Here is a 26720-nt window from a genome sequence, read left to right on the forward strand (position 1 = left end):
GGCATGATCGGGATTTTACAGCGGGTTTCGGGCCGCGCTGGAAGGGCGGGCGCTCTTGCGATCGCCCTTGGCGCTGTCATGCTGGCACCCGTGGCGCAGGCGCAGGTGCGCACGGTCGACCCCAATACCGCGATCGATTCCGATCTAGCGCCCGTGCCGCAGCCGGGCGGCACGCCGACCGACCCCGGGGTAGACACCAGTTCCCAGCCGGGAAACAGTGCGCCTGCGGGCGGCGGCACCTCCTATAATCCGCCTCCGGTAAGTTCCGGCTCCACCGCGACAGGCGCGCCGGTGACAACCAATTCCCCGCCGGCGGCCATATCCCCTGGCGATTCCTATCAGCAGGACGATCTGATCGGCGCGGCCGAAGGGGTGTTCGGCAAGGGCGCTGAAGGCCTGGCCGGGATCATCGAAAAGATCCTGAAGGATCAGGGCCGTCCCAATGCCTATATCGCCGGGCGAGAGGCGTCGGGCGCGTTCGTGGTCGGCCTGCGCTATGGATCCGGCACGCTCAATCACAAGGTGGAGGGCAAGCGGGAGGTATATTGGACCGGCCCATCCATCGGCTTCGACGTGGGCGGCAATGCGGCCAATACCTTTGTCCTCGTCTATAATCTCTACGATACGCAGGACCTTTATCACCGCTTCCCGGCGGCGGAAGGCACGGCCTATCTGGTGGGCGGCTTCACCGCCAGCTATCTGCGCTGGGGCAGCGTCGTTCTCATCCCGATCCGGCTGGGCGTGGGATACCGGCTGGGCATCAACGCCGGCTACATGAAGTTCACCGAAAAGCGCAACTGGCTGCCCTTCTGACGCATAGGGAGCATTGGGTTGGCGCAACGCGATTTCCGGGCGATCGCTGGTCGAGAAATCGCCGAACACAGGAACTCCTGAGCGGCGGCCTGATCCAAGAGGAGCGCCGCTCTACAAGCTGAGGCTGAGCTGGCCGCGCGCCTCGTCCGGCTCCACATGATCCAGATTGTGGACGCCCAGGCCCAACAGGCGCGCACCCATGCGCAGCGGCAGTTGGGCGCGGAGCAGCCCCCGGGCCGTCTGCACCAGCAGGTCAGGCGAGCGTAGGGGAGCAGCGAAGCTCTTCGACCGGGTGATGATGCGGAAATCGGCGAACTTGACCTTCAGCACCACCGTACGGCCATAGGCGCTGCTTCTTTCGATACGGCCCCAGAGATTCTCCGCAATCCGGTCGAGTTCCATGATCAGCGACTCCTCCGTGATGAGGTCGTCGAAGAAGGTATCCTCGACGCTCACGGATTTGCGTTCCTGCCGCTCATGAACCGGGCGGTCGTCCTCGCCCCGCGACGCGCGATAGTAGAACAGCGCCGCGCTGCCAAAATGCTGCTGGAGGAAGGACAGCTCACGCGCCCTCAGGTCCGCGCCGGTTTCGATGCCCAGCGCCTGCATCCGCTTCGCCGTCACCGGCCCCACGCCGTGGATACGCCGCACCGGCATCGTCGCGATGAAGGCCGCACCCTCTTCCGGCCGGACGATGCAGATGCCGTCAGGCTTGTTCTGGTCGGAGGCAAGCTTGGCGATCAGCTTGTTGTAAGAGACCCCGGCCGACGCGGTGAGCCGGGTTTCCTCCCGGATCAGGCGGCGGATTTCCTCTGCGATCAGCGTGGCGGAGGAAATGCCCGGCTTGTTCTGCGTGACGTCGAGATAGGCCTCGTCCAGCGACAGCGGCTGGATGATGTCGGTGAAGCGCGCAAAAATCTCCCGCACCTGGGCCGACACGGCGCGGTAGACATCGAAGCGGGGACGGACGAACAGCAGGTCGGGGCAGAGGCGCCGCGCCCGCGCGCCCGGCATCGCGGAGCGCACGCCATATTTGCGCGCTTCATAGCTGGCCGTCGCGACCACACCGCGAGGCCCGCCGCCGCCCACCGCCAGGGGCTTGCCGCGCAGGCTGGGATCGTCGCGCTGCTCGACCGACGCGTAAAAGGCATCCATGTCGATATGGATGATCTTGCGCGGCGGAGCTTCCATGGCCCGCGCTTATGCCACAGGCCGGAACGAAAAGGAAACGCAAGGCGGGCGTCAGCGTCGGAGCAGGCGAAGATTGTCGAGCAGCCATTCCAGATGGGCCCGGCTGATCCGGCTCCACACATTATAGGTGCAGCGCTGGCCGCCGACGCGCAGATAGGCGAGGGAATGCAGGCCCTGACCGCCCGGATTGGCGGCGGGATAGGGCTGCGCCCCTTCCTGACCATAGCCGGCAAAGGACGGGGTGGGCAGCCGCGCCAGCTCGCGCATATAGGGCCACTGATCGGTCAGCCTGCGCCGCTGCGTCCGCGGGTCCGCCCTGTCATCCGGCAACAGGCCGGTCCCGGCAAAACCATAAGCGCTGCGCAGGCCGGGAAGGTCGAAGGCGACGCCCCAGCCGCCGCCGAAGCGGGCGGCGCGCGGCGTCCCTTCCGGTTCTCCGGGCGCGGCGAGCGCGAGCGGAGCGCAGGATTTGCGGTTTTCCGCTTTGGCCCATTCGGCGCGGGCGCGCCTTTCCCCGATCCGCGTCCCGGTTTCCGCTCCGAAGGCCGGCATGGCGCTGAGCAGCAGCGCCGCCGCCAGCGCCAGCTTCATGTCTTGTCCTTGAGCGAGAGCAGCGCGGCGAAGGGGCTGGCCTGCTCCTCGCTCAGCACGCCCGCTTCGCGCAGGATGCTGTCCGCTTCCGGAGAGCGCGGATAAGGCGTCATCGCCAGCGCCACGGTCTCGGCCACTGCCTCGCCCATGTCGATGACAAGCCCGTCAAAACCGATGGTGTCGCAATCCCCGGCATCCAGTTCCAGCTCGTCACCCTCCGGCACATCCTCCCCTTCCCGGACGAAGCGAAGCAGGAAATCCGTGTCGACCTTCTCCGGCACTGCCGCGCCTGTCGCCACACAGGGCTGGGCAAGATCGGCCCGCACGCGTCCTTTGGCGAAGATGGCGCCATTTTCCTCATTCAGGGCATAATCCGCCTCCAGACGGTCAAGCGCCAGCAGGTTGAAGCGCTTCGCCAGCGCCTCGCGCTCGGCGGCATCGGCGGTGATGGTCACCGGTTGCGCATGGCGGGCAAGCTGGTCAATGCGGACGGGACGGGAAAATTCGGGGGCGGAGCTCATCCAAGGTCTCCCGCCATCAGCGCGTCGCGGCTGAGACAGCCGAGCCTCACCCAGCGCGCGCGCAGATGCGATTCGACATGCGCCAGCGCTTCTGTGGACGGCGCCTCGCCGCGATAAAGATTGCGGGCAATCGCCTCGCCCAGGTCGGCTTCGCCCGACAACGCCGCGCGATAAGCAGCCAACCGGCCACCCAGCGCGCTCACCATCCGGCCGATATGCTTGCCCACGACGACGTCGCCAATCCCTTCCTGCCGCAACTGGCCGTCCATATCGTCCACGAACAATTCGGTCAGCCAGACGCTCTCCTGCGCGGCGCCCAGCGCCTCCAGCCGCATCAGCGCCTGCGCGAGGATCGCGACGATCATGTCGAACCGGCCGTCCATCGTATCGGGAACCTGCCCCTTCACATACCAATGGGGCTGTCGTCCCTCTGCGACGACGGCGTTGTAGAGGGTGCGCATCGCGTCCCTGGGATCGCTCGACGCGAACAGACGCTGAAAGATGCTGGGCATGAGTTTGACTGTTTCCTGGCTTGACCGGTCGGCGGCCCCTTGCCGAGGCTCGCGCATTTCCATATTGATCGCCCGGCCGCCCGATGCAATGGCGGCTTTGTTTTTCGGCAAGGTCCGGGGCCAGCCCCGCAGGAGAAGTTCATGCGCCAGTTCAGCCGCCAATCCCGCAGCGGGCGGATTTTGCTTGGCGCAGGCCTTTGCGCGCTGCTGCTGGGCGCGTCGGGATGTTCCCGCATCCGCACCCATCAGGGCTATCAGGTCGACAAGCTGCTGGTGGATTCGATCCAGCCCGGCATCGACAATCGCGCCTCCGTGGAGGGCACTTTGGGCCGGCCGAGCTTCGTCGCGCAGTTCGGCGACCAGGACTGGTACTATGTGTCGCGCGACATGCGCGCGCTGGCCTTTTCCAACCCCAAGCCGGTGTCCCAGACGATCCTGCACGTCCGTTTCGACGGCGCGGGGAATGTCGTGGCGGTCGATCGCAAGGGACTGGAACAGGTCGCCAGGATTTCGCCTTCGGGCGACAAGACGCCGACTTTGGGCCGCCATCGCAGCCTGTTCGACGAGATTTTCGGCAATATCGGCGCGGTCGGCGCTGCCGGCATGGGCGGTGGTGGCGGCGGCAGCAATACCGGCGGCGGCGGCGGCCCGAACGGGAGCTGACGGAACAGCCGGCCAAGATGCTGTTCCCGCAGGCAGCAGCATGGCGCCCTGGCTTCAGTCCGTCTTCAATATGTCGGTCAGCCCCGCCGCCAGTGGTCGCGGGCGATATCCCAATGCTGCCATCCGGTCGACATTGAGGGCGGGGAAACCCCAGTCCTCCTCTGCTTCAGCTTCATAGGCGATCGGTACGCGGCAGCGCTCCGCCAGCATCCTCGCCAGTTCCGCAATGGTGGTGCGAACACCGCTGCCGACGTTGAAAGCCCCCGCATGCCCGCTGGCGAGCAGCAGCAGCATGGCCTGCGCCACATCCTCGACATGGACAAGGTCGGAACCGAAGGCGCCGCTGCCGTGCACGCGGATGGGGCGCCCACTCGTCGCCGCTCGTGCCATCGCAGCCAGGGCGCCGCTCTGCTGGCCAGGCCCGTAGACCGATGCCAGGCGCAGCGTCTGGAGCAGCACCTCCTCCCCACGGCAGCGTTCCTCCGCATAGATTTCCTGGGCAATCTTTGAACCCAGATAATAGCCCCTGCTGCGGGGAAAGAGTGACGTTTGCTCGTGCGGCGGTCGAGCGGTCGGCGCATAGGCATTGGCGCTGCTCGCCTGCATGATCCGCCCGACGCCGGCCCGAATCGCCGCATCGACCAGCTTGAGCGTGCCGAGCGCATTGATTCGCCAGCAACGCTCCGCTTCGGCCAGGTCATGATGGGCGGAGGGAATGTGCGCGGCCAGATGCACCAGCGCCGCGCAGCCGCCCAGCTCAACCGCCTCGACCGCCGACAGGTCAAGCAACGCCCATTCATCGTCCGGATCAACATCGGGCGGCGGGCAGCGAGAGAGATGGCGAATGCGCCAGCCGGCCCGGCGCGCCGCCGGCGCGAAGGCGCGGCCGACAAAGCCCGAACCGCCGGTCAGCGCCAGCAAGGGAGCGCCGCCGTTCATCGCACCGCGTCTATGCGCTCCTGCGGCACGAACATCTCGTCCAGATAACGCAGGATCACGCCCTCGCGCACCGGCGGCTGCACGACCGGCGTGCCGTAGAGCAGTTTCCGCACGCACATCTCCACCTCATTGAAGCCGGCCATGGCACGCAGCGGCGTCGTACCCGAAAAGCGGGCATTGATCTCGAACACGCGAGGCGTGCCGTCGGCATCGGTGCGGAACTGGAAATTGGCGGGACCATGGGGTTGCAGCGCCCTGCCGAGCGCCCGCACCTGTTCGTTGAGCCTGGGATAGTCGCCCAGATAAGCGCGATAGCTGTTCCCGTCGCGCAGGTCGCGGCGCATGACGATCGACGCCTGCACCTCGCCATCGAAGACCAGCGTGCTGGCGGTATATTCGCTGTCGGCGTCGCCCACGCATTGCTGCACGACAAGACCGCTGCGCCCCTCCAGCGCCGACGCGAGTGCGGCCCGGTCGTGAACCAGCGACACGCCCACCGACCGCGCGCCGATGCGCGGCTTCACCACCAGCGGAAATCCGACGGCGGCGATCAGCGCCTCGACCGCTTCCCTGTCCTCCGCCGCGGCGGAAGCGGGGTGGGGCAGTCCGACACTTTCGAAGAAGCGCGCGGTTTCCAGCTTGTCGTCGGCGATGGCGACGACGCGCGGATCGCTGACCAGCACATGCGTCCCGAACAGCGCCTCCAGCCGATGCCTCTCCGCCGCGAAATAGGACAGCTCCACATCGGTGCCGACCAGCACCATATCGGGCCGCTCCCGATCCAGCAGCTGGTGGATGCGATCGCCAAAGGCCGGATCGTCGGCAAAGGGCAGGCGATAGGCGCCATCGGCCCAGTAAAGGCCAGCGGAAAGCGGATTGGGGTCAGCCGCGATGATCTGGCACTCCAGCGCCGATTGCCGCAGCGACTTGATGATGCCCTGCCCCAGCACCGCGCCAGCTCCGGTCACCAGGATTTTCATGCGAAGAACCGGCAGAGCCGCTCCTGCGTGGCGGCGGACAGGGTGGTGGCGCGGATCGCGTGCATCTGGTCCTCCGGATCGAAATCGATATCGCGGCTTTCCATGGTCACAAAATCTCCCCTGACTTCGATCATCGCCCATTTGGGCGTCCGGTCCCCGTCATCACGCGGTTGGCCGAGCGAGGCGAGGGTGAAGATGGTGGCGGCTGCGCAATCATAGCGGCGATGCCGGTGGACATGGCCGAACAGGCCGTAGCGGAAGCCCCGCGCCGCAACCGTGTCGGCGGCCTCCTCTGCCTCCTGCGCGGATCGGATGTAGCGCCAGTCCCCATAGGCGAACGGATTGGCATGGGCGGCGAACAACGGCCCCAACGACCAGCTTTCCCGCCAATCGAAGGCCGCCATGCTGCCGGATGGGATATGGGCGGCCGTCCAGTCGACGCTTTCCCGCAGCCATTCGGGCAGGTCGGCGCGATAGCGTTCCGCCGCCGGCGACCCCCGGTACAGCATGTCGTGATTGCCGCTGATCAGGATCGCGCCGTCCCGCGCCGCCGCGCCCTGCACCAGTTCCAGCGTCTCCAGCGGCTGCACCCCATAGGTCAGGAGGTCGCCCAGGATCAGCATCCGGTCGAACCCCTCCCGCCGTGCGGCGGTGAGCGCCAGTTGCAGCGGGTCGCTGGCGGCATGGATATCGGTCAGCACGGCTATTCGCATGGCGATATCGGCCGGGCCAGAGGGGCAATGGCGATGCGTGGATGGCGGGCCGCGATCAGGTCGCGATAAAGGTCCAGATGCGCCGCCGCGCAATTTTCGATGGAAAAGCGGCTGGCGGCTTGCAGCGCGCCTTGCGACAGCGCGGCGTAGCGGACGTCATCGCTCAGCATATCCGCCATGGCCTGCGCCAGCGCGGCGGGATCGGAGGGCGGGACGAGCTGGCCGTTGACGCCGGGCAGGACCATCTCCCGATTGCCCGCCACCGCGGTCGCGACGATGGGCAGGCCGCTCATGGCGGCCTCGATCATCGCGATGGGAAAACCCTCCCAAAGCGAGCAGTTCACGAAAAGGTCTGCCTGCCGCATCAACATATCGACGTCGCTGCGCGCGCCCAGCAGTTCGACCGGCTCTCCCGCCGCCTGGGCCTGAAGCCCTTCCAATTCCGGCCCGGCACCCGCGATGCAGATACGCGCTGCGCGGCCCTGCGCCGCCAGTGCACCCACCAGCGGGCGGGCAGCGCGGAGCAGGGTCGGATAATCCTTTTGCGCCGATATCGTGCCCACGGCCAGGATGATCGGATCGCGCCCGGCGGCAACGCGCGGCTGCCCGGCATGGAAGCGGGGGCTGGCAGCATTCAGGATCATGCGGACAGGCTTTCGCGCATGGCTGCGGAGCAGCGTCTCGCACTGGTCGCTGATCGCGACATAGCTGTCGACGATACGGTTGAAGAGGGTGAAGGCAGAGGGCGGAAAGGAAAGGCGGCTGTTATGGTGGGTCAATATCACGGGCACGCCCGGCATGGCGAGCGCGAGGGGGAAGAGCGCACGGGCGGTATGGGCGTGGATCACGTCCGGCCGGATCGCGCGCAGGGCGCGCCGCAGCGCCAGCGTACCTGCCACAATGTTGTTGCGATTGGCCAGCCCCAGCGAAAAGGCCGTGGCGCCGCCCTCGCGCAGCCGCGCCCGCATCGCTGCTTCGGTGGCGGGCGCATTGCCGACCTGTCCGGCATCGCTGAGGGACAGGATCGCCGCCTGATGGCCCGCCTGCGCAAAGGCCTCCGCCAGATTGCAGACCAGCATTTCGGCGCCGCCCGAGGTGAAGCTGGTGATGATCGAGCAGATGCGCATTTCAAGCCGCCAGATCGACCCCGGTCGCCGCCAGCAGCGCCAGGGCGCGCGGCGACAGATCGGCACGGCAACGCTCCAGCACCAGATCCGCCTGATCGGGGCTGAGCCATTCGCCGAAGGCGCCCGCCTTGCCGCTGCGCATGCGCAGGCTTTGGTCGTCGCTGCGGTCATAATCATGGCCGGGAATGCCGCCGTCGCGTTCCTTGTCGCGCATCCGGTCGAATTGCGCGGCGGCAACGGCGCGAGCGAGCATGTCCGGTTGCGGCTGCACGCCCAGAAAGGCGAGGATACCCGCAACCGTGGACATGGGTTCGGCGAGCATATGTTCGTAGCTGATCAGGTGATGCCGTCGTCCGGTCAGGCCCGCCGCCCAGCCGTTCAGATAGCCGGTGAGCGCCGCCATCCCATATTTGGGCTCGTCCAGGAAAGCCGCCATGTCGCCGGAAAAGCTCTTCTTGTGGCGGGTCGCATGGAAATAGGCGGACACGATCACGTCGCGGGGATCGCGGACAAGGAACAGGACCGGCCGGTCAAGGAACAGCCTTTCGCGATAGGGCAGATGGCTGACGAGAACCAACGGCAGGTCAGCCTGGCCCGTCCCGCCGATGAAGGCATCGATCCCCCGTACCGGATCACGGTCGAAATTGGGCAGGATGCGAAACGTGCTGGTCAGGTCGGGTTCGAACCCCAGCGCCGCGCTTTCCGCGAAATAGCAGGAGAGCAGAAAGCGCAGCCATGTCCGCCCGCTCTTGGGATAGGACACCAGGAAGGCATCGGCCCGCGCCGCCGCCAGCCGCAATGGCGGTTCGTCCCGCAGCCGCCGCCGCATCGCCCGCGCAAAACCCTTCAGCGACATCATGTTCATGACCCTGCCCTCACCCGATGATGGTCGAGCACGCTGGTGATGACCGACTGCCAGCGGGCAAGCACCTGATCATGTCCGAAATCCGCTATCCGCTCCCGAGCCGCCTGCCCCAGCGCGGCGCGCCGGGCCGGGTCGTTGCAGAGCGCGACGATGCTTTCCCCCAATGCAGCGCCGTCGCCATTGGGGACCAGCAGGCCGCTCCGGTCATGCTCGATCATTTCGGCCGGACCCCATTGGCAATCGAAGGAAACGACCGGCAACCCTGCGCCCATGGCCTCGCCCACGACAATGCCCCAGCCCTCGAAGCGGGAGGAAAGGACAAAGAGGTCGGTCCGGGGCACCCAGTCGCCCGGTTTCTCCGTCACGCCGGGCAGGCTCACCCGATCGGCCAGGCCCAGACGGTCGCGCTGCCGCTCGAGCGCGGCGCGCTCCGGCCCCTCGCCCCAGATCACCAGCTTCCAGTCCGGAATGCGTTGCGCCACATGGGCAAAGGCGTCCAGCAGCAGGTCGAAGCCCTTTTGCGGCACCAGTCGCCCCACCGCCCCGATGGTATGCCCGTCCGACCGGCGATCCGGCGCGGCACCGGCAGGCGGCACCGGATTGGGAATCACCCATCCCTCCACGTCCATGGCCCCCTTGAACCAGTCCATCGCCCCTTGCGTCATGGTGATGAGGCCGACGGAGCGCGGATAGGTCATCTGCCGCAACCGGCTCCAGACCGGCCCCACCGTCTGGAGCGCGGGATTGTTGCGTTCCGATACGATCACCGGGATATGCAGCGACCGCGCGGCCAGCAGGGAGAGGATGTTGGTGCGGGTCAGGAAGCTTACCACCAGTTCCGGCCGCACCGCCTTCAATGCCCGCCGCAGCAATCTCTGCCGCCGCAGCATCGCCAGCGCGCCGGTCGCGACGGCACGGCGGCGCGACTTCATGCCCAGCCTGAGGATTCGCACCTGCGGATGATAGGCGTAATAGGAGGGGGCGGACGCCTCCTCGAAGACGATCAGGGTGATGCTCCAGCCCTGCGCCGCGAAATGGTTGCAGAGCAGGCTGACGATATGTTCCGACCCGCCCGCGCCCAGGCCCGGAAGGACGAACGCAAGCATGGGTGGCCTGGATGCTCTTACCAGCATGGCGGCGGGGTTCCTGTATAATCACGCTTTTATGCCGTTCACTGTCCTAGCCGGGGGAGCCCAAGTCCATTGCGCGAAGGGGTTAGGAGGCAGCCCTTTGGATCAGTCCTGTCCCGCTCCGGCACGGCCGCGCGTCAATAATGGACGCGCAGTTCGAGACCTCCGCGGATGCGGTCGAATTCGTCCAGCGGAACGCTGCTGTCGCGTTTGGAGAAACGGGCCGTCGCAGCGATGGCGACTCGGCGGTTCAGGGCATATTCCAGCTCTCCGGTGACGCCGTAGAGCTTGTCGGTGTCGTCCACGCCGAAATATTTGCTGCGGCGGTAGAGGATTCCCAGCTGTCCTCTCAGATTGTGGCGGATTTCCTGGTTTATTCCCAGCCGGAAGCGCATGTCCTCGCGCGATTGCACCCCGGTCCGGTAGGTGGCGACATTGCCGACGAAGCCGTCGAGCGTGATGGCGGTGCGTGGGCGAGGGGCATAGGTGAGTCCGATCTGCACCGACATGCGGGTCTGCGATTCTATCCGCTTGTCCTTGGCATCCAGGCGATAGACGCCGACCGCCGCATCGCCGCGCAACGTGCCACCCGGATCGATGGCGATGCCGACCCGGGCGCCATAGGTTGACGCGTCGCGGTCGAACTGGCCCGGCGCGGGGGCACGGCGGAAATCGCGATGCGCAGCCACCCCCTCGACAAAAAGGCTCGTCAGCGCAGACACGCGCATCATCACCCGCGCAAGCCCACCAACCGCGTCCAGATCACGCTCCTCATCGATGGCCCGGGTATATCGCATGCGCGCTCCGGTGGCCCTGGCCAGAAATCCGATCCGCGAACCCTGGTGCAGATAGGACAGGTCGCCATCCACCAGGTTCAGTTCGCGCGGACCGATATTGGGCAGGGTATTGCCCTCCGGCTCGCCCCGATCCTCTATGAGATGCTGCCAGCTCGCGGCGACGTTCAGGCGGTCGGCGGCTGACGGGTTCCAGTTCAACCCGGCGGCTATGCGTCCACCGACCGCATCTTCCTTCTGATACTGGAAATATTTGCGGATATCCCCTTCCGCCCGGGCGGTCACCTCCAGTGCACTCCCCTTGCGCAGCAGGTCGATATAAGGGCGGACCTGAAGGCGGAAATCATCCTTCTCGCCAAAAGCCTGAGCGTAGATATTGCTGTCATATTCCAGCCGGGCGCTGCCGCCGATCCTTAAGGTCGCGCTCCCCAGCGTCAGCGGCGTCGGTTCGAACAGCCCGCCCGGCGTCCCCTGCTCCGGACCGGCGGGGTCCAGATCCTGCGCATGGGCGTCCGTCAGGGCCGTGATCAGCAACAGGGCCGCAACGCTCCCGGCGGCCCGCCCCAGAGCCGGGGAGGGCATCAAAACCACTTCTCATAAATGCGCACTGTGTCGCCCGGCTGGATCATGTCGCGCTCGCTCGCCCGGCCGACCATCTGTCGACCATCGACCATGCGGGTGATGGCGACGCTCCCCTGTTCGGCGCGAAAGGTGTAACCGCCCGCGACGGACACGGCCGCGAGCACCGACATTCCCGCACGATATTGATATTCGCCGGGGCTCTTCACCTCGCCCAGCACATAGAAGGGACGCAGCCTGACGGGCTGGACGCTGACGGTCGGGGCATTGAGCAACTGGCGCTGCGTCAATTGCTGGGCGATGCTGGCCTGCAATTCGGGCACGGTCTTGCCGCCCGCATCGACATCGCCCAGCACCGGAAGGGAAATCTGGCCGCGATCGTTGACCACATAGCTGCTGCCGCCCGGATCGGCCGCGCTGAGGCCGGGAATCGCCACGCGCACCTCATCGCCCGCGCCCAGCCGATAGGCGACGGTCGGTGCCGGCGGCAGGCTGGCGAGGCCTGACAGCCCGCTCGAGCAGGCGGCTGTCAGGGCAAAAAGGCCGAGGAAAAGGCCATGATGAAGCCGGTTGCGCATCTGCGTCCCCTCTCAAATGGATGTGGCGGAAGTTTAAGCCCTTTGGCTGATTCCGGGGCGGGCAATAACGGCTGGCGGACAGGCAAAAAGGGACAGGCGCCCGAACGCTTTGGGAGTGATACCAACGAGAATTCTGGAACCGCCATGCGCCTGCGGAGGCGGCAACAGGCCCTGCGCTATGCCGCCAGCTTCCGATCCTGCCTCCAATGGCTGAGATCGCGCCCGATCAGCTCCTCCAGATCGGCAATGTCCCGCGCATAATAGTCGACCATCCGCTGGCGGAGCGCCGCGGGCAATGGCGGATAGGCGATCTGCCGCGCGAATACCCCACGCACCCGTTCGAACATCGCTTTGCCGCGCAACGGCCGCACAGCCTCCTTCAACGGCGCCAGCGCGGTCCGTACCGGCAGCGGCAGGAAACGCTCGCTGCTGTCGTTGCGCGGGTCGGAACCGACCTGCTTCGAATAATGACGGGGCGCTCCGATATGGTCGCTGACGATGGCGACGCTCGCCTCGGGCGCGGCCTTCACATCCTCGAACAGCAGTATCTTGATTTGCTCCGCGTCGAAATGGGCAAGCCAGCGGCGCAGATGCTGCGCGTAAAGCCCATCCTCCAGAAATCGGGGTTGGTCGTTCGGCCGCCCGTCCAGATAATATTCCGGCCCCTTTGTCACCGTACCGCGCCGGAACAGCATCTTGTAATCGGAATAGGCGCGGTCGACCGGATTGCGAAGCTGCACCACCAGCCGCGCCTCTGGCAGGGCAGCGGCAAGGCGGGCGGGGGCGTCCGGGTGGGCGAGATAGTCGGCGGACTTTTCCCCCAGGATCTGGTCGGGCCGCGCGCCATCGAAGAAACGGCGATAATGATCGAGCCCCTGCGCATGCTCCTGGCTGAAGAAATGCGGCTCCGGCGCGGGCAGGTAGATCGCCGGATTGTCCTGAAGCTGGTTGTGGATCCAGGTCGTCGCCCCCTTGACGGCGCCTATGATGACAAAATGCGGCAGGCGGCCGTTGGCCATCGTCTTTTCTCCCTTCGTCAACAGGACAGTTCCGCCATGGCGATCTCCAGGCAGTTCGCCAGGCGGTGCATGTCTTCCGCATCCAGCAGATGATCCACCGGAAAGGCTATGCTGCGGCGGCCGAGATCCTGCGCGATCGGAAGAGCGCCGTCGCGGCGGACGTTCCGACCCGCAAAGGCGGCTTCGCGCGTCATATCGGCGCAGGAACCGCTACCCACCGGCATGCCCATCTGCATCATCCGGCCAATGATCGGCGTGGTCCCCGCCTCCCCCAGCCGGTCGGCCGCAACGGTCACATAAAGCCGGTAGAAGGCGTGGCCGACCTCCGGCGGAATATCGGGCACCTCCACCGCCGGATTGGCGCGCAGCAGGCGCATCAGGGTTGCGGCATTGTCGCGCCGGGCGGCCAGCCAGCGGGGCAGCTTGGCGAGCTGCGCCCGCCCGATGGCGGCCTGCATCTCCGTCATCCGCCAATTGCTGCCGAAACTGTCGTGCAGGTAGCGGAAACCGCTCGTCGTGGCCGGCGTAAAGAATTTTTCGGGGTTCTTGCCATGGTCCTTATAGGCCCAGGCCCGTTTCCAGTGCGCTTCCTGCCGCAGCAGGAGCATGCCGCCCTCGCCGCCCGTGGACATGATCTTGTCGGTGCAGAAGGAAAAGGCGGCGGCATCCCCGAAGCTGCCCACCCGACGGCCATGAAGGGTCGCGCCATGCGCCTGCGCGCAATCCTCGATCAGCCACAGGCCGTGATCATCGGCCAGCGCGCGCAACGCCGCCATGTCGCAGGGCCAGCCGGCCAGGTGCACGCACAATATCGCCCGGCTGCGCGGCGACAGCATCCGGCGGGCGGAGTCAGGATCAATGGCGTTGCTGATCGGGTCGATGTCTGCAAAGACCGGCGTCGCGCCGACCGCGACGATGCAGGCCGCGCTGGCAAAGAAGCTGCGCGAGGGCAGGATCACCTCATCGCCCGCCCCGATGCCCAGCGCCCGCAATGCCAGTTCCAGCGCGACCGTCCCATTGCTGACCGCGACGCCGTGGGGCATGCCGCAAAACGCCGCGAATTCCGCTTCGAAGGCGCGGTTCTGCTCGCCATGGACCATGGCATTGACCCGCCCGCTTTCCAGAACCCGCGTCACCGCCGCGATCTCGTCCGGCTCATGCTGCGGCCAACGCAACGCGGCATGGTCAAGCGGGCTGAGGCGCAGCGGAACAGGGGACTGAATATGGGCTTGCGCAGGCACGGCTTGCATCTTGGTTTCCCCCAAAAAGGTCAGGCGACATCGCGCGGCAGCGGCGGGGTCAGGGCGGCCGGAATATCCGTCGGGCGCGGCGGCATCATCAGCAGCGTGTCGGAACTTTCCGCCGCCAGCCGCCGCAATATCTCCGCCCAGCGCGAGCTGGCGGAAGCAGCGACCATTTCGTGTGTCAGCCGGACAAGCTCATCCGCGTCACCCACCGCGATCAGCCGGGCGAGCTGGGCAAAGCCCTCCACCAGCATCTCCAGCGGAATCGGGGATGGCATGGCCTCGAAAATACCCGGAATCGCGCTTTCGATCTTGTCCTCGCTGCTGTCGAACAGTTCCTCGAACAGCTTTTCCCCTGGACGAAGCCCGATGAACTTGATCGGCACGTCGATTTCCGGCCGCAGTCCCGCCATGCGGATGACGCGGCGAGCGATCTCCACGATCTTGACCGGCTCGCCCATGTCGAGAACGAAGATGGTGCCGCGCTCCGAATCCGTCTCCAGTGCGCGGGCGCTGCTTTGCAGGATCAGCAGCACCGCCTCCTGCACCGTCATGAAGAAGCGCTCTATGTCCGGATGCGTGACGGTCAGCGGCTTGCCGCTGGCGATCTGCTGCTGGAACAGCGGGATCAATGAGCCACTGGATCCCAGGACATTGCCGAAACGCACCGTCAGGAAGCGGGGGCTGTCCGGATCGCAACTGCCGATCAGGTCGAGCGCCTGGCAGTACAGCTCGCCCAGCCGCTTGGTCGCGCCCATCAGGCCGACCGGGTTGACCGCCTTGTCGGTCGACACCTGGACCATCGCCCGCGCCTCGAACTCGCACACCGCGTCGGCAACGTTGCGGGTGCCGAGCACATTGGTATGCACGCCCGCGCAGGGATTGGCCTCCACCATCGGCACATGCTTCAACGCAGCGGCGTGGAAGACGATTTCCGGCCGCCGCCGCTCGAACACCTGCCAAAGCGCGGGGCGCTGGCGGATCGAGCAGAGTTCGGCGTGGAAGCGGACATGGGGGAATTTCTCCCGCGCCTCCATCTCTATGGTGTAGAGATTATATTCGCTGTGATCGAGCAGCACGATCTCCGCCGGCGCATAATAGGCAAGCTGGCGCACCAGCTCGCCGCCGATGGTGCCTCCCGCGCCCGTCACCATGATCCGCGCCCCGGTGACGACCCGCTCGAGATAGCTGTGCTGCACCGTGATTTCCGGACGCCCCAGCAATTCCGCGAGCGGCATCTTCTCTATCGCCATGCGGTCGCCGGTCAGCGGCTGCGCGCTGGTCCAGGGATTGCGGAAGCGCGAGACGACCAGATTTTCCTGTTCCGCCAGCGCCGCGATGCGCAATATCTGCTGCCGGTCGAGCCGTTCGCTGCTTTCCTGCACCACCAGGCTGACGGGCCGCCTGCCCGCGCGGTCCAGATCCGCGACGATCCGGGGCAGCATGTCGGGCGATCCCAATATGGGCAGGCCGCCCAGGTTTAGCCGCCGCTCATGCCCGTCGAAGGAGATGACGCCGACAATCTCCAGCCCGGACTGGGTGTCGGTGGGCACGAGATCCGCCATCACCCGTGCCCAGTCCAGTTCGCCCAGCAACAGGATGCGGCGGCGCGCCTGCACGGTCCGGCGCAACCGCGCCGCCCGGACATGCTTGAAGAACTGCCGCCGCAACACGCGCACCACCAGCAGCGCGGCGACCGTCAACGGCACGTCGACGGTCAGGAAGACGGTCATCGGCCCGCGCATCATCTTCTGCGGCGCCAGCAGCCCGGCGGTGATCATCCATATGAGCCAACTGCTGGCGAGCAGGCTGACCGCGAGCGACAGCGCATCCGCGAGCGACAGGAAGCGCCAGCTTTGCCGATAGGTGCCCACGACGAACAATGCAGCCAGGTTAACGCCGACGAACAGGGTCATGAACCAGGGTTCCATCAGCGTCCCGGGCATGGGCAGGTCGGACAGGATCAGCCGCGAAAGCAGGAAGCTGCCGAGCATGATCAGCGCATCCAGCGCCAGGATGACGGCCAGCCTGATCGCGCGGAAACGCGCCGGGCCCTGCGCCGCGAAGGCGCGGGCTGCCGCGTCCAGCCGCAGAAGCATGGCGGCGGGTGGCGTTTGAACGACGCTTTCGGTCCCGTCCAGCCTGGCTGATGCGATGTTCGGCATTCCGATGTCTCCGATCCATGGTCCGCCGGTTGCGGGGGCTGAAGGCTGCCTGGAGGCGCCGCCCTGCGTGCCGTCCACAACCGCCGGTGCATTTGAAGCTATCGAAACAAGGGCATTCCGGTAATCGGTCGAGCGGACACTATCCTTTATCCCACCCCGGGCTCGCCCGGCGCGTCCGGTCGCCCATTGGGGCTATGCGGCAGGCCCCATGTTGGCAGAAACGGGCCAATGGCGGGCGCGGAGGGGAGCCGCCTTGCCTCAAAGGGGTAATCTACCGATGCACCGCCGAGCAGCGGAACGGGCTGTGATACCTCCCATCCTCGATACGCAATGGGTTCAGGCGGAAAGCGGGAGGCATAGGCGCCATGAAAGTCGTTATCCTCTCCAGCCTGTCCTGGTCGCTGATCAACTTCCGCGGCGCGTTGATCGCGCGGATGATCGAGGAGGGGCACGAGGTCGTCGCCTGCGCCCCCGACGAGGAACCGGAGGTGCTGGAGCGGCTGGCGCGGATGGGCGTGCGCTTCCGTCGGACGCCCATGGCGCGGGCCGGCACCAACCCGCTGCACGACGTCCGCACCCTGCTCCATTATCGGCACCTGATGCGCGCTGAACGGCCCGATGTGGTCGTCGCCTATACGCAGAAGCCGATCATCTATGGCGGGCTGGCTGCACGGCTGTGGAGCCGGGCCCGCTATTTCTCGATCATGAGCGGCCTTGGCTATGTGTTCAGCGAGGAGGCAGACGGCCGCCGCTGGCTGAGAAGCGTCGTATCGCGCCTCTACCGGATCGGCATCGCCCAGGCGCGGTGCATCTTCGTATTCAACAGCGACGATCACCGGCTGATGCAGGAAAGCGGGATCGTTTCGCCGACACAGCGGGTGATGCAGGTTCCCGGCTCGGGCATCGACCTGCGCCATTTTGCCGAGCAGCCCCTGCCGAAGGGGCCCTTCACCTTCCTGATGATGGGCCGCCTGATGCGCGACAAGGGGGTCGGCGAATATGTCGAGGCGGCCCGCATCGTCCGCGCCCGGCACCCCGACGTGCGTTTCCTGCTGCTGACCCGGCCCGAGACGGAAAATCCCACCGGCTACACCGCTGCCGATCTTGACCGATGGCGCGAGGCGGGGCTGATCGAATTCCTGCCGGAGACGCGCGACGTGCGGCCCTTCATCGCTTCGGCCCATGCCTTTGTACTGCCGTCCTTCTATCGGGAAGGGTTGCCGCGCACGATATTGGAAGCGCTGGCGACCGGACGGCCCGTCATCACCACCGACATGCCGGGCTGCCGTGATCCTATCAGACATGGCGTCAACGGCCTGCTGGTGCCGCCGCGCGACGCGTCAGCACTGGCGGACGCCATGGAAGCGATGATCGCAAATCCGCAGCGCGTCACCGCCATGGCCGGGGCGGCGCGGCAGACAGCGGTCGACGTCTATGATGTGGACAAGGTCAATGCGCTGCTGCTGGAAACCATGCAGTTGCAAAGCACCGCGCACACGCCGCCCCGGGCTGTGCCGCCGCCAGCGCTGCTGGTGCCGGAACGCGCATGACCGCCTGGCTGCGCCCTTCGGCATGGCTGGCGATGGCTCTTCTCGCGCTGCTCGCTCCCCTGCTGCTGCTGCTGTCCTTGCTGGTGCTGGTCGGCCTGGGGCGGCCCGTGCTGTTCCGCCAGGTGCGAAGCGGTCTGGGCGGCCAGCCCTTCGCCATGATCAAATTCCGCAGCATGCGGGACCTGCGCGACAGCCGCGGCGACCCGTTGCCCGATGCGCAGCGGACCCCGGCGCTGGGGCGATTCCTGCGGCGTTCCCGGCTGGATGAATTGCCCGAGCTGATCAACATCGCCCGCGGCGACATGGATTTCGTCGGTCCCCGGCCCCTGCTGCCCCATAGCATCGCCGCCATGGGTCGCGACGGCGTGGAGCGCGGCAAGGTGCGGCCCGGACTGACGGGTCTGGCGCAGGTCAGCGGCAATACGCTGCTGGCCGTCGAGGAAAAGCTGCGCTTCGACCTCTGGTACGTACGCCACCGCAGCGCCCGTCTCGACGCGCAGATCATCGCCCGCACGCTGCTGGTCGTGGTCGGCGGTGAAAAAAGGATCGACTGGCATGCCGACGAAGCGCGCCCTCCTCATTGGGGCAGTTGAAACCACGCGGATCGCCTTCGAAGCGATCGCCCGCCATCCGGCGTGGGACATCGCCGCGCTTGTCACGCTCGATCCCGCGCTGGCGGCGCGCCATTCCGATTTTGTCGACCTGGGACCGGCGGCGCGGCGCGAAGGCTGCCCGATCATCCATGTCGACAATATCAACCGGGAGGAAGCGCTCGCCGCGATCCGTAATGCCGGCGCCGACATGGCTTTCGTCATGGGCTGGTCGCAGATTTGCGGGGCCGCCTTTCGCGCGCTCTTTCCCGATCGGGTGGTCGGCTATCATCCCGCGGCCCTGCCCCGGCTGCGCGGTCGCGCGGCGATACCGTGGACGATCCTGCAGCAGGAACCGATCACGGCCGGAACCCTGTTCTGGATAGACGAGGGCACGGACACGGGCGACATAGTCGACCAGCAATTCTTCCATGTCGCGCCGGATGAAACCGCAGCGTCGCTCTATGCCAAGCATATGCAGGCTCTGGCCGTCATGCTGGACCGCACGCTGGAGCGGATGGCCGCGGGCGAGATGCCGCGCATGGCGCAGGACGAAGATTGCGCCACCTGGGCCGCGCGCCGCACTCCGACGGACGGGCTGATCGACTGGCGGCAGCCGGCCGGCGACGTGTTGCGTCTGATCCGCGCCACTGGCCACCCCTATCCCGGCGCCTTCACCCGATCGAACGGCGCGGACCTTGTCATCTGGTCGGCGACATCGTCCGACATGGGCGGGCGTCACGCGGCCCTGCCGGGGCAGGTTGTAGCGCGATCTGCCGATGGCTTCACCATCCTGTGCGGTCAGCGGACCGCGATTGACGTCACGCAATGGGGCGGTCCTGAAAAGCCGCCCAAACTCCACGCCATTCTGGGGGAATAATCAATGTCGCTGCCTTTCAATGCCCGTCGGATCGCAGTGGTCGCCCCCCATCCCGACGACGAGATATTGGGATGCGGCGGCACCATGGCGCGCGCCGCGGCGGCAGGGGCGGAGGTGCATGTCGTCGTCGTCACCCGGGGACAGCCGCCGCTGTTCGACGAGGAACTGGTGCGGCAGATCCGCTCCGAAACCCTGCGCGCGCATGGGATGATCGGCGTGACCGACACCCAGTTCCTGGATTTTCCCGCCGCCGCCCTGGACCAGGTCAGGCGAAGCGAACTCAACGCGGCGCTGTCGGATGCGTTGTCCCGCATCAAACCCGACCTGCTGCTGATCCCATTCGTCGGCGATATCCATCTGGACCATCAGATCGTATTCAACGCTGCCCTGGTCCATGCCCGGCCGCGCGGGCCCGGCGGCCCCGCCTGTGTTCTGGCCTATGAAACGCTGTCGGAGACCAACTGGCTGGCGCCCGGCGTCACGCCCGCCTTCATTCCGAACATGTTCGTGGACATCAGCGAAACCATAGAAACGAAGATCGCCGCCTTCCAGTCATTCGAGTCTCAGGTCAAACCAAGCCCCGACGAAAGGTCGGTGGAGGCCATCCGGGCACTGGCAACCCTGAGGGGCGCCACCGTATATCGAATCGCGGCGGAAGCATTTGTTCTGGTTCGACAAATTAACTAACTTATGTTGCGAAAAAGGCGAATCAGTCGCGATGTCCGATAGCCGCCTTTTCTGTCCTCCGGACCGTTGGCATACTACCAAAGTGGTAATCAGAACTGCTGCGAGCGCGGAAAAATTCCGCAGTGCGGCAAAATTACATTATTTTAACAATGCGTTAACCTCTGGTCGTTTGCACCCGAAATTTCCAGTGTACATTAAGGGACTCTCGCGGCAAAAATATGCTACTGATAAGTTGTTGAAACGAAAAGAAAGGGTCGCACTACAGGCATTTGATTACTGGTCTTCTACATTTCGTTTGGGGCCTGCTTACGAAGGTAGAGGAGATCATGAGGGGACCACCCAATGTCGTACCCAGTTAATGTGCGTCTGTTGTGCGGTAATGCAATCGTTCGGGAAGGGCTGAGCCGTATCCTGATGGAACGGGATTTCCGCGTAACTCAATACCCAAATATTGCGACTGTACTTCAACAAGTTGAGGTGCCGGAAGAGGATCCGGGACCATCGTTGCTCCTGATCGACGACGGCACCGAATCCATGGACCTCGAAACGCTTTCCGTTCTGCAGAAGCGCTTTCCCTGTTCCTATCTTGTCCTGTTGTCGGACCGATTTGATTTTCAGATCATGTTGAAGGCGTTCCGTCTGGGGGCCTTGGGCTATATCGTCAAGGAAATCTCCTGCGACCGACTCGTGGCGACTCTGCGGCTGGTAGCCATGGGCGAGCGCGTTCTTCCGCCGCAACTGGCGGACGAGCTGCAATCCCGGCCCAGTCTGACCGATGCTCTGGAGGTCGAACGTCCGGTGGATGCGGCCTGCCTGTCCGATCGGGAACTGGAAATCCTACGCTGGCTCATCATGGGATGCCCCAACAAGGTCATTTCCAAGCGGATGGACATCAGCGAGGCAACCGTAAAGGTCCATGTGAAGGCCGTGCTGCGCAAGCTGCGCGTCAAGAACCGGACCCAGGCGGCGATCTGGGCAGCCAATCACGGCATGCGCGGACGCGTGACGGAGGTCGAACCTGAACTTCCTGCCGCCATACCTCATCCAGCGCAGCTTCCTGTCCTGGAAATGGCCGGCGTGGCTAACCGCGCCTGATCTTCACGACCCCAAATGGGGGGATCGTCATGGCATATGACATAAGGGGCGCGCTGACAGCGCGCGCCCTGCCCATGTTGCGCGGCCGGTTCGGTGATTTCCTGGTAAAGGGGACTCGGAACCGGCTGATCGCAATCGGGCATTTGCTGTCAGGCAATTTCCTGAACGCGTTGATCATGTTGGTCAGCGTGGCGATGGCCGCCCGATCCCTGGGACCAGCGACCTATGGCGTCATGGTTCTGGTGCTGTCCTATAATCGCGTGGTGGAACGAATTCTGCGCTTCGAATCCTGGCAGCCGTTGATCCGGTTCGCCGTGGAGGAAGAGGCGAAGGGTTCAACACGGCGAATGCAGCGGCTGTATTGCTATGGGCTGATGTTGGACATCGGCGCTGCGGCAGTCGCGGCGCTCAGTGCGGTCAGTCTGGCATGGCTGTTCGGGCCGCTCTTCGGCCTCAAGCCCCTGCATGTCGAACTGGTGGCGATCTATTCGGTCGCAACCCTGTTCAACATCGCCGGCGTGCCGACCGCGGCGCTGCGCCTGTCCGGCCAGTTCAAGATGCTGGCCTATGCGCAGGTTGCGGGCAATGTGCTGCGCATCCTGCTGGCCTTCCTCTGCATGGTGACCCATGCCGGCATCATCGGTTTCATGGTGGCGTGGACGGTTTCGCAGGCGCTGGGTTCCGTTCTGGTCTTCTGGGTTGGTTTCCGGGCCCTGCGGAAGATGGGAATACCCAATCCGCTGCATGCCCGGCTGAAGGGCCTGGTAAGCGACTTCCCCGGCTTCTTCGGTTTTGCCTGCTCGACCAACCTGTCGCTGACGCTGCGCGTCATCACCACGGAAGCGGACTCGCTGTTCGTCGGCGCCGTGGCGGGCAGTTCGGCCGCCGCGGTCTACTATCTCGCCAAGCGCATCGCGAAGGTCGCGACGCAGGTGGGCGCGCAGGTGCAGGCTGTCGTCTATCCCGACGTTGCCCGCATGTGGGCCAATGGCAACATCCGAACCTTCCGGGCGGCCACGCTGCAGGTGCAGATGGCGCTGGCGGCGGTCGGCTTCACCATGCTCGCCGGGGCCTGGCTGCTGGGTCCGCTGCTCATCCGCATCGGGCCGGGCGTCGCCTATTCGGAAACCTATATCCTGCTGCTGACACAGTTGGTCGCCGTGATGCTGATGCTGCATGCGGCGCCTTCCCGATCGGCCATGCTGGCCATGAACCGAAGCTGGACCGTTCTTGCGATCTCGGGCTTCGGCACGGCGCTGTTCGTGGCGGTCGCGGCCTATGCCGTTCCCCGTTATGGACCCATTGGCGGTAATATGGCCCATGTCATCCTGGGCGTGGTGACGGCAGTGTTGCTGGACGTCGCCTGGTTGCGAAGGGCGAGGGTTCGGCCGGTCGCGGCGAGCATCGGATGAGCCAACCGGGCGGTGACTCGCCCGGCGCATTCCCCGTCCGCCGCGGTAAGGTCAGAAATAAGTGCCCGCGACGGTGGCATGCTGCCTGGCCGTCGAACTCGGCAGGCAGCGTCATCTTTCGTTCCAGAAAAGGACGGCTCAAAAAATATGGCAGCCGAGCCGATTTGATCGGCTCGGCTGCTTATGTCATTTGAGCGGTCGATCTGATCAGATCGAAACCAATCTAGAAGAAGCTGCTCGCATCGACCCCGGCCAGGGTGTTGACCCCGACCAGCTGAACGCTCTGGTCGAATGCGCCATCGCCATTGGCATCGTAGAAAATCCAGCCGTCGGTCGTCCCGGCGACGAAAGTCACATGATTGACCCCGGCGGTCGTGTTCGCGGCCGCCAGCGCATCGGCGAAAACATTGGTCGCTATCGCCTTTTCCGCATAATCGGCGGCAGCCAGACTGCCGTTCAGGAAGTCGAGGTCGATGCGATCGCCCTCGCTCGCCTTGAAATCGGTTATGCGGTCATAGCTGGACGTGTTGAGCGTTGTGTCCCCGCGATTGAACACGAACACGTCCGCTTCCGTCCCGCCGGTCAGCACGTCTTTGCCCGCGCCGCCGATCAGCGTGTCGCTGCCCGCTCCGCCCTTCAGCGTATCGCCCGCCGCACCGCCGTCCAGCAGGTCATTGCCCGCGCCGCCGTCCAGGCTGTCCTGCCCGTCCTCGCCATAGAGCCGGTCGCCGCCGCCATTGCCCAATATGATATCGTTGCCCAGGCCGCCCCAGAGGCTGTTATTGCCGCTGTTGCCGGTGATGTTGTTGGCCAGATCATTGCCGGTGCCGTCGATATTGTCGGTGCCGGTAAGAACCAGTTTCTCGATCTCTGCCGCCAGCTTGTAGGTGACCGAAGCGTTGACCTGATCGTTACCGCCACCCGCCAGTTCGAAGATCAGGTCGTCATTGGCGCTGTTGCCGTCATCGGACCAGCTGTCGACGATATAGCTGTCGTCACCGTCTCCACCGATCAGGCTGTCCGCGCCGGCACCACCGTCCAGATAGTCATTGCCCGCGCCGCCCAGCAGCACGTCATTGCCGTCGCCCCCGAACAGATTGTCATTGTCGTCGCCGCCATCGAGCGTGTCGTTGCCGCCCATGCCATACAGAATGTCGGCTCCCGCGCCGCCTGACAGCATGTTCGCCGCATCATTGCCGGTGATCGTGTTGGCGAGCTCATTGCCCATGCCGTTTATCGACGCCGCGCCGGTCAGCGTCAATTTCTCGACATTGGCGGCCAGGCGATAGCTGACCGAAGCATAGACGAGATCGCTGCCGCCACCGGCCAGTTCGATCACCTGATCGTCATTGCCGTCAAAGCCGTCATCCGACCAGGTGTCGACATAAAAGATGTCGTTACCCGCACCCCCGTCCATATAGTCGGCGCCCACCCCGCCATCGATGACGTCGTTGCCGGCAAGGGCGTAGATGGTGTCGTTGAGCGCCGTGGTCTGGTAGGCGAGCACGGTGGTCGTCGGGCTGATCGTGTTGTTGCCCGAGGATCCCGTGATCGTCCGCCCGTTTTCAGCCACGTCGGTGATGGTGATCGACAGCAGCTGATCATCGAAGTTGCTGCCGTCGGTTGCGCGTACCGTCACCTGATAGACGCCGTCGCCATCGGCATCGACCCGGTTCTCGAAATCCGGGGCGTTGATGAAGGACAGGGCGCCGGTCACCGGATCGATGGTGAACAGCGCCGCATCGGCTCCCCCCGAAATCGCAAAGCCGGGCGTGGTCCCGTCCGCGTCGCTGGCGGCCACCACGGTCACGGCGCTGGCATTTTCCGCCATGTTGATCGATGCCGACGCGCCGCCGCCGTTGGAGGTGATGATTGGCGCATTGTCGTTCACATTTGTGACGCTGATTGCCAGGGTCTGCGAGACGCTGTTGCTGCCGTCGCTGGCGCTGACGACGACATTGTAGATGCGGTCACCATTGCTGTCATTGGGCGCTTCAAAATCGGGCGCCGCCTTGAAACTCAGCGCACCGGTCGCGGCATCGATGGTGAACAGCGCCGCATCGACGCCGCCGCTGATGCTGTAGCTGAGCGCCGTGCCGTCAGCGTCGCTGGCCTGAACCGTCGCGGCGAGCAAGCTGTTTTCCGCCACGGAAACGGCAACCGAAGCCGCCCCGGCATAGGACATCAGCACCGGCGCGTTGTCGTTGAGATTGGCGACCGTCACGGCCAGTATCTGCTGGTCCGCGTTGGAGCCATCGCTCGCCTGCACGATCACGTCATAGACATTGTCGTGATCGGCGTCGGCGGCCGCCTCATAATCGGGGGCGGCCTTGAATGTCAGCGCACCTGTCGCAGTATCGATGGCGAAGAGCTCGGCATCGGCCCCGCCAACAATCGCGTAGCTGATCGACGGGCCGTCCGCATCCGTGGCGGCTACCGTGGTCACGGCGGTCGCATTCTCATTGACCGTGATCGCCGCGCTCGCCCCCCCGCCATTGGAGGTGATGACCGGCGCAAAGCCATCGGGCACGTCGTTCACGGTCACGGAAAGCGCCTGCGTATCCATGCCGCCATTGCCGTCATTGGCGGCAACGATCACATCATAGACATTGTCGTGGTCGGCATCGGCCGGGCTTTCGAAATTGGGTGCCACAAGGAAACGCAATTCGCCCGTCACCGCGTCGATCGTGAACAGCGCCGCATCCGCTCCGCCGACGATGGAAAAGGCGATCGTCTGCCCCATGTCGGGATCTGTCGCGATGACCGTGGTGACGGCGGTGCCGTTCTCATCGACCGTCAGCAACGCGCTGGAACCGCCGCCGTTCGAGGTGATGACGGGCGGCGCGTTCAGCGCGGTCGAGGGCGTTGTCATGTCCGCGAACTGGAAATATTCAACATTGCGGATCGTCTTGCTGCCCTCTGGAGAGCCTGCGCGCTGGTCGACCGCAACATAGCTGCCATCTGTCTGGAGCGTGAAGATATAGTCCATCCGGTTGCCGGAAAAGACGACCGTATCGATATCGGCGCTGCCGTCGATCACGTCATTGCCTGCACCTGCAAGGATCGTATCGTCGCCCGCTCCGCCATGCATGTAATCGTTGCCGGTGCCGCCATCCAGCAGGTCGTCGCCAGTGCCACCATAGAGTTCATCGCTGCCCGCGCCGCCATAAAGCTGGTCATTGCCCGCGTCACCGTTCAGCGTATCATTGCTGTTGGTGTCGGCATCGTCGCCATAGAGCAGGTCGTTCCCGCTGCCGCCCGACATATTGTCGCCGCCCGCCTGACCGTAGAGAATGTCGTCATCGTCGCCGCCGGTCATCTTGTCGCTGCCGCGGCCGCCATAGAGGATGTCGTTGCCCGTGCCGCCGTCGATGGTATCGTCCCCGGATATGCCGTTGAAGCCCAAATCATCGCCGTAGAGCAGGTCGTCCCCTGCCCCGCCGGATATCGTGTCGCTGCCGCGCCAGCCGAAGATGATGTCGTTGCCGCCGTCGCCCTGCAGATTGTCCTTGCCCGCGCCGCCGATGATGATGTCGTTGCCAAGACCTGCCTGGACCAGCACGTCTTTGGCATAGTCGATCCCGCCCGCGCCATGCGCGGTCAGGTCGATGATGTCGTCTCCGTCCCCCAGCCAGAACTGCTCGATATTGTCGAAGCTGCCGACCCCCCCCGAAATCACGCCATTATTGTAGAAGATGGCGTCGGACAAATTGGATCCGTAGATGACGTCCGTGCCCGTGCCTCCCATCAGCAGGTCCATGGAAATCTGGATGTTGGTGGCCGTGAGTTGATAGGCCGTGCCGCTGCCCGTGAGGATCGCCGAATTCCAGACCAGTTGCGCCATCACTGCATCGGGGCGCACATAGTCCAGATTGGCGAGCCGGGTGAAGGCGAAGAATTGGTCTTTCTCATTGCCTGCCGTGATGGTCTGACTTCCCACCACGTTGAAGAAATTTGCCATGTTCGCCCCCTGTCCAGCGTCCTTGTGAAAGGTCTGAATTCCTTAGCGGGAAACCGTGCCGGGGCGGTGGGGTCTTAGGGATAGCGCCTACGTCTTCGGGAGTGCGCCAATGGGTGTAGGA

24 protein-coding genes are annotated in these 26720 nt (G+C 65.1%); 8 read left to right on the forward strand and 16 right to left on the reverse strand.

Annotated features, from left to right (window positions below; translation table 11 throughout):
- Positions 1-3: 3 nt before the first annotated feature.
- Complete coding sequence (locus MRBLMA1_RS21020; protein WP_363739605.1) at positions 4-813, forward strand: DUF1134 domain-containing protein; 810 nt, start codon at positions 4-6, stop codon at positions 811-813.
- A 111-nt stretch (positions 814-924) separates the two neighbouring features.
- Here MRBLMA1_RS21020 and dinB read toward each other — a convergent pair whose 3' ends face one another.
- The 4 genes from dinB to MRBLMA1_RS21040 are packed head-to-tail and all read right to left on the reverse strand — an operon-like array spanning position 925 to position 3628.
- Positions 925-2004 carry a DNA polymerase IV gene (dinB, locus tag MRBLMA1_RS21025; RefSeq protein WP_363739607.1) on the reverse strand — a complete coding sequence of 360 codons (1080 nt, stop codon included), beginning with the start codon at positions 2002-2004 and terminating at the stop codon, positions 925-927.
- Between the two features lie 51 nt (positions 2005-2055).
- Positions 2056-2595 carry a hypothetical protein gene (locus tag MRBLMA1_RS21030; protein ID WP_363739608.1) on the reverse strand — a complete coding sequence of 180 codons (540 nt, stop codon included), beginning with the start codon at positions 2593-2595 and terminating at the stop codon, positions 2056-2058.
- Positions 2592-3116, reverse strand: a complete 525-nt coding sequence (locus tag MRBLMA1_RS21035; protein ID WP_363739610.1) for a YceD family protein — start codon at positions 3114-3116, stop codon at positions 2592-2594. Before MRBLMA1_RS21035 ends, MRBLMA1_RS21030 begins: the two co-directional genes overlap by 4 nt.
- On the reverse strand, positions 3113-3628 hold the full coding sequence (locus MRBLMA1_RS21040) for a ubiquinol-cytochrome C chaperone family protein (protein ID WP_363739612.1): 516 nt from the start codon (positions 3626-3628) through the stop codon (positions 3113-3115). The genes MRBLMA1_RS21035 and MRBLMA1_RS21040 overlap by 4 nt, the downstream gene beginning before the upstream one ends.
- 141 nt (positions 3629-3769) lie before the next feature.
- Between MRBLMA1_RS21040 and MRBLMA1_RS21045 the strand changes: the two genes are divergently transcribed.
- Positions 3770-4291 carry an outer membrane protein assembly factor BamE gene (locus tag MRBLMA1_RS21045; protein ID WP_363739614.1) on the forward strand — a complete coding sequence of 174 codons (522 nt, stop codon included), beginning with the start codon at positions 3770-3772 and terminating at the stop codon, positions 4289-4291.
- A 54-nt stretch (positions 4292-4345) separates the two neighbouring features.
- Here the strand turns inward: MRBLMA1_RS21045 and MRBLMA1_RS21050 are convergent, their stop codons facing one another.
- From MRBLMA1_RS21050 to MRBLMA1_RS21100, 11 genes are all read right to left on the reverse strand, one after another.
- Positions 4346-5230, reverse strand: coding sequence for an NAD-dependent epimerase/dehydratase family protein (locus MRBLMA1_RS21050; protein ID WP_363739616.1), 885 nt, complete (start codon positions 5228-5230; stop codon positions 4346-4348).
- Positions 5227-6198, reverse strand: a complete 972-nt coding sequence (locus MRBLMA1_RS21055; protein ID WP_363739618.1) for an ATP-grasp domain-containing protein — start codon at positions 6196-6198, stop codon at positions 5227-5229. The genes MRBLMA1_RS21050 and MRBLMA1_RS21055 overlap by 4 nt, the downstream gene beginning before the upstream one ends.
- A gap of 8 nt (positions 6199-6206) precedes the next feature.
- Positions 6207-6911, reverse strand: a complete 705-nt coding sequence (locus MRBLMA1_RS21060; protein ID WP_363739620.1) for a metallophosphoesterase family protein — start codon at positions 6909-6911, stop codon at positions 6207-6209.
- A 2-nt stretch (positions 6912-6913) separates the two neighbouring features.
- A complete protein-coding gene (locus MRBLMA1_RS21065; protein ID WP_363739622.1) occupies positions 6914-8116 on the reverse strand; it encodes a glycosyltransferase family 4 protein in 1203 nt (400 codons plus the stop codon).
- Positions 8052-8915, reverse strand: a complete 864-nt coding sequence (locus MRBLMA1_RS21070) for a sulfotransferase domain-containing protein (RefSeq protein ID WP_363739624.1) — start codon at positions 8913-8915, stop codon at positions 8052-8054. The genes MRBLMA1_RS21065 and MRBLMA1_RS21070 overlap by 65 nt, the downstream gene beginning before the upstream one ends.
- Positions 8912-10021: a glycosyltransferase family 4 protein gene (locus MRBLMA1_RS21075; protein ID WP_363739626.1), complete on the reverse strand. Its 1110-nt coding sequence runs from the start codon at positions 10019-10021 to the stop codon at positions 8912-8914. Before MRBLMA1_RS21075 ends, MRBLMA1_RS21070 begins: the two co-directional genes overlap by 4 nt.
- 161 nt (positions 10022-10182) lie before the next feature.
- Positions 10183-11421 (reverse strand): outer membrane beta-barrel protein, encoded by a 1239-nt coding sequence (locus MRBLMA1_RS21080; RefSeq protein ID WP_363739628.1) that lies wholly within the window; start codon positions 11419-11421, stop codon positions 10183-10185.
- Positions 11421-11996 carry a polysaccharide biosynthesis/export family protein gene (locus tag MRBLMA1_RS21085; protein WP_133654428.1) on the reverse strand — a complete coding sequence of 192 codons (576 nt, stop codon included), beginning with the start codon at positions 11994-11996 and terminating at the stop codon, positions 11421-11423. Before MRBLMA1_RS21085 ends, MRBLMA1_RS21080 begins: the two co-directional genes overlap by 1 nt.
- Before the next feature lie 176 nt (positions 11997-12172).
- Entirely contained in the window at positions 12173-13015 is an 843-nt protein-coding gene (locus MRBLMA1_RS21090; RefSeq protein ID WP_363739630.1) for a sulfotransferase family protein, read from the reverse strand.
- Positions 13016-13032: 17 nt separating this feature from the next.
- Positions 13033-14265: a DegT/DnrJ/EryC1/StrS family aminotransferase gene (locus MRBLMA1_RS21095; protein ID WP_363739632.1), complete on the reverse strand. Its 1233-nt coding sequence runs from the start codon at positions 14263-14265 to the stop codon at positions 13033-13035.
- A gap of 20 nt (positions 14266-14285) precedes the next feature.
- Positions 14286-16424, reverse strand: a complete 2139-nt coding sequence (locus MRBLMA1_RS21100; RefSeq protein ID WP_363739634.1) for a polysaccharide biosynthesis protein — start codon at positions 16422-16424, stop codon at positions 14286-14288.
- Positions 16425-16789: 365 nt separating this feature from the next.
- On the opposite strand from MRBLMA1_RS21100, the gene MRBLMA1_RS21105 reads away from it, so the two are divergent.
- From MRBLMA1_RS21105 to MRBLMA1_RS21130, 6 genes are all read left to right on the forward strand, one after another.
- Positions 16790-17974, forward strand: a complete 1185-nt coding sequence (locus MRBLMA1_RS21105; RefSeq protein WP_363739636.1) for a glycosyltransferase family 4 protein — start codon at positions 16790-16792, stop codon at positions 17972-17974.
- The gene (locus tag MRBLMA1_RS21110; protein ID WP_363739638.1) at positions 17971-18567 is read left to right on the forward strand and encodes a sugar transferase; all 597 of its coding nucleotides are present in this window, start codon (positions 17971-17973) and stop codon (positions 18565-18567) included. Before MRBLMA1_RS21105 ends, MRBLMA1_RS21110 begins: the two co-directional genes overlap by 4 nt.
- Complete coding sequence (locus MRBLMA1_RS21115) at positions 18530-19444, forward strand: formyltransferase family protein (protein ID WP_363739640.1); 915 nt, start codon at positions 18530-18532, stop codon at positions 19442-19444. Before MRBLMA1_RS21110 ends, MRBLMA1_RS21115 begins: the two co-directional genes overlap by 38 nt.
- Positions 19445-19447: 3 nt before the next feature.
- Positions 19448-20131 carry a PIG-L deacetylase family protein gene (locus MRBLMA1_RS21120; protein WP_363739642.1) on the forward strand — a complete coding sequence of 228 codons (684 nt, stop codon included), beginning with the start codon at positions 19448-19450 and terminating at the stop codon, positions 20129-20131.
- Positions 20132-20635: 504 nt separating this feature from the next.
- Positions 20636-21226, forward strand: a complete 591-nt coding sequence (locus MRBLMA1_RS21125; RefSeq protein ID WP_363739644.1) for a response regulator transcription factor — start codon at positions 20636-20638, stop codon at positions 21224-21226.
- Between the two features lie 29 nt (positions 21227-21255).
- Positions 21256-22638: a lipopolysaccharide biosynthesis protein gene (locus MRBLMA1_RS21130; RefSeq protein WP_363739646.1), complete on the forward strand. Its 1383-nt coding sequence runs from the start codon at positions 21256-21258 to the stop codon at positions 22636-22638.
- Between the two features lie 223 nt (positions 22639-22861).
- Here the strand turns inward: MRBLMA1_RS21130 and MRBLMA1_RS21135 are convergent, their stop codons facing one another.
- Complete coding sequence (locus tag MRBLMA1_RS21135) at positions 22862-26599, reverse strand: cadherin domain-containing protein (protein WP_363739648.1); 3738 nt, start codon at positions 26597-26599, stop codon at positions 22862-22864.
- Between the last annotated feature and the right edge of the window lie 121 nt (positions 26600-26720).

Origin of the sequence: Sphingobium sp. LMA1-1-1.1 (assembly GCF_040676365.1) — a bacterium.
Taxonomy (GTDB): Bacteria; Pseudomonadota; Alphaproteobacteria; order Sphingomonadales; family Sphingomonadaceae; genus Sphingobium.

What these genes read in the sequence shown, in the direction of transcription:
- MRBLMA1_RS21020 (WP_363739605.1), top strand. Translation starts at nt 4, where the DNA reads ATGATCGGGATTTTACAGCGGGTTTCGGGCCGCGCTGGAAGGGCGGGC.
- dinB (WP_363739607.1), bottom strand. Translation starts at nt 2,004, where the DNA reads ATGGAAGCTCCGCCGCGCAAGATCATCCATATCGACATGGATGCCTTT.
- MRBLMA1_RS21030 (WP_363739608.1), bottom strand. Translation starts at nt 2,595, where the DNA reads ATGAAGCTGGCGCTGGCGGCGGCGCTGCTGCTCAGCGCCATGCCGGCC.
- MRBLMA1_RS21035 (WP_363739610.1), bottom strand. Translation starts at nt 3,116, where the DNA reads ATGAGCTCCGCCCCCGAATTTTCCCGTCCCGTCCGCATTGACCAGCTT.
- MRBLMA1_RS21040 (WP_363739612.1), bottom strand. Translation starts at nt 3,628, where the DNA reads ATGCCCAGCATCTTTCAGCGTCTGTTCGCGTCGAGCGATCCCAGGGAC.
- MRBLMA1_RS21045 (WP_363739614.1), top strand. Translation starts at nt 3,770, where the DNA reads ATGCGCCAGTTCAGCCGCCAATCCCGCAGCGGGCGGATTTTGCTTGGC.
- MRBLMA1_RS21050 (WP_363739616.1), bottom strand. Translation starts at nt 5,230, where the DNA reads ATGAACGGCGGCGCTCCCTTGCTGGCGCTGACCGGCGGTTCGGGCTTT.
- MRBLMA1_RS21070 (WP_363739624.1), bottom strand. Translation starts at nt 8,915, where the DNA reads ATGAACATGATGTCGCTGAAGGGTTTTGCGCGGGCGATGCGGCGGCGG.
- MRBLMA1_RS21075 (WP_363739626.1), bottom strand. Translation starts at nt 10,021, where the DNA reads ATGCTTGCGTTCGTCCTTCCGGGCCTGGGCGCGGGCGGGTCGGAACAT.
- MRBLMA1_RS21080 (WP_363739628.1), bottom strand. Translation starts at nt 11,421, where the DNA reads ATGCCCTCCCCGGCTCTGGGGCGGGCCGCCGGGAGCGTTGCGGCCCTG.
- MRBLMA1_RS21085 (WP_133654428.1), bottom strand. Translation starts at nt 11,996, where the DNA reads ATGCGCAACCGGCTTCATCATGGCCTTTTCCTCGGCCTTTTTGCCCTG.
- MRBLMA1_RS21090 (WP_363739630.1), bottom strand. Translation starts at nt 13,015, where the DNA reads ATGGCCAACGGCCGCCTGCCGCATTTTGTCATCATAGGCGCCGTCAAG.
- MRBLMA1_RS21095 (WP_363739632.1), bottom strand. Translation starts at nt 14,265, where the DNA reads ATGCAAGCCGTGCCTGCGCAAGCCCATATTCAGTCCCCTGTTCCGCTG.
- MRBLMA1_RS21100 (WP_363739634.1), bottom strand. Translation starts at nt 16,424, where the DNA reads ATGCCGAACATCGCATCAGCCAGGCTGGACGGGACCGAAAGCGTCGTT.
- MRBLMA1_RS21105 (WP_363739636.1), top strand. Translation starts at nt 16,790, where the DNA reads ATGAAAGTCGTTATCCTCTCCAGCCTGTCCTGGTCGCTGATCAACTTC.
- MRBLMA1_RS21110 (WP_363739638.1), top strand. Translation starts at nt 17,971, where the DNA reads ATGACCGCCTGGCTGCGCCCTTCGGCATGGCTGGCGATGGCTCTTCTC.
- MRBLMA1_RS21115 (WP_363739640.1), top strand. Translation starts at nt 18,530, where the DNA reads ATGCCGACGAAGCGCGCCCTCCTCATTGGGGCAGTTGAAACCACGCGG.
- MRBLMA1_RS21120 (WP_363739642.1), top strand. Translation starts at nt 19,448, where the DNA reads ATGTCGCTGCCTTTCAATGCCCGTCGGATCGCAGTGGTCGCCCCCCAT.
- MRBLMA1_RS21130 (WP_363739646.1), top strand. Translation starts at nt 21,256, where the DNA reads ATGGCATATGACATAAGGGGCGCGCTGACAGCGCGCGCCCTGCCCATG.
- MRBLMA1_RS21135 (WP_363739648.1), bottom strand. Translation starts at nt 26,599, where the DNA reads ATGGCAAATTTCTTCAACGTGGTGGGAAGTCAGACCATCACGGCAGGC.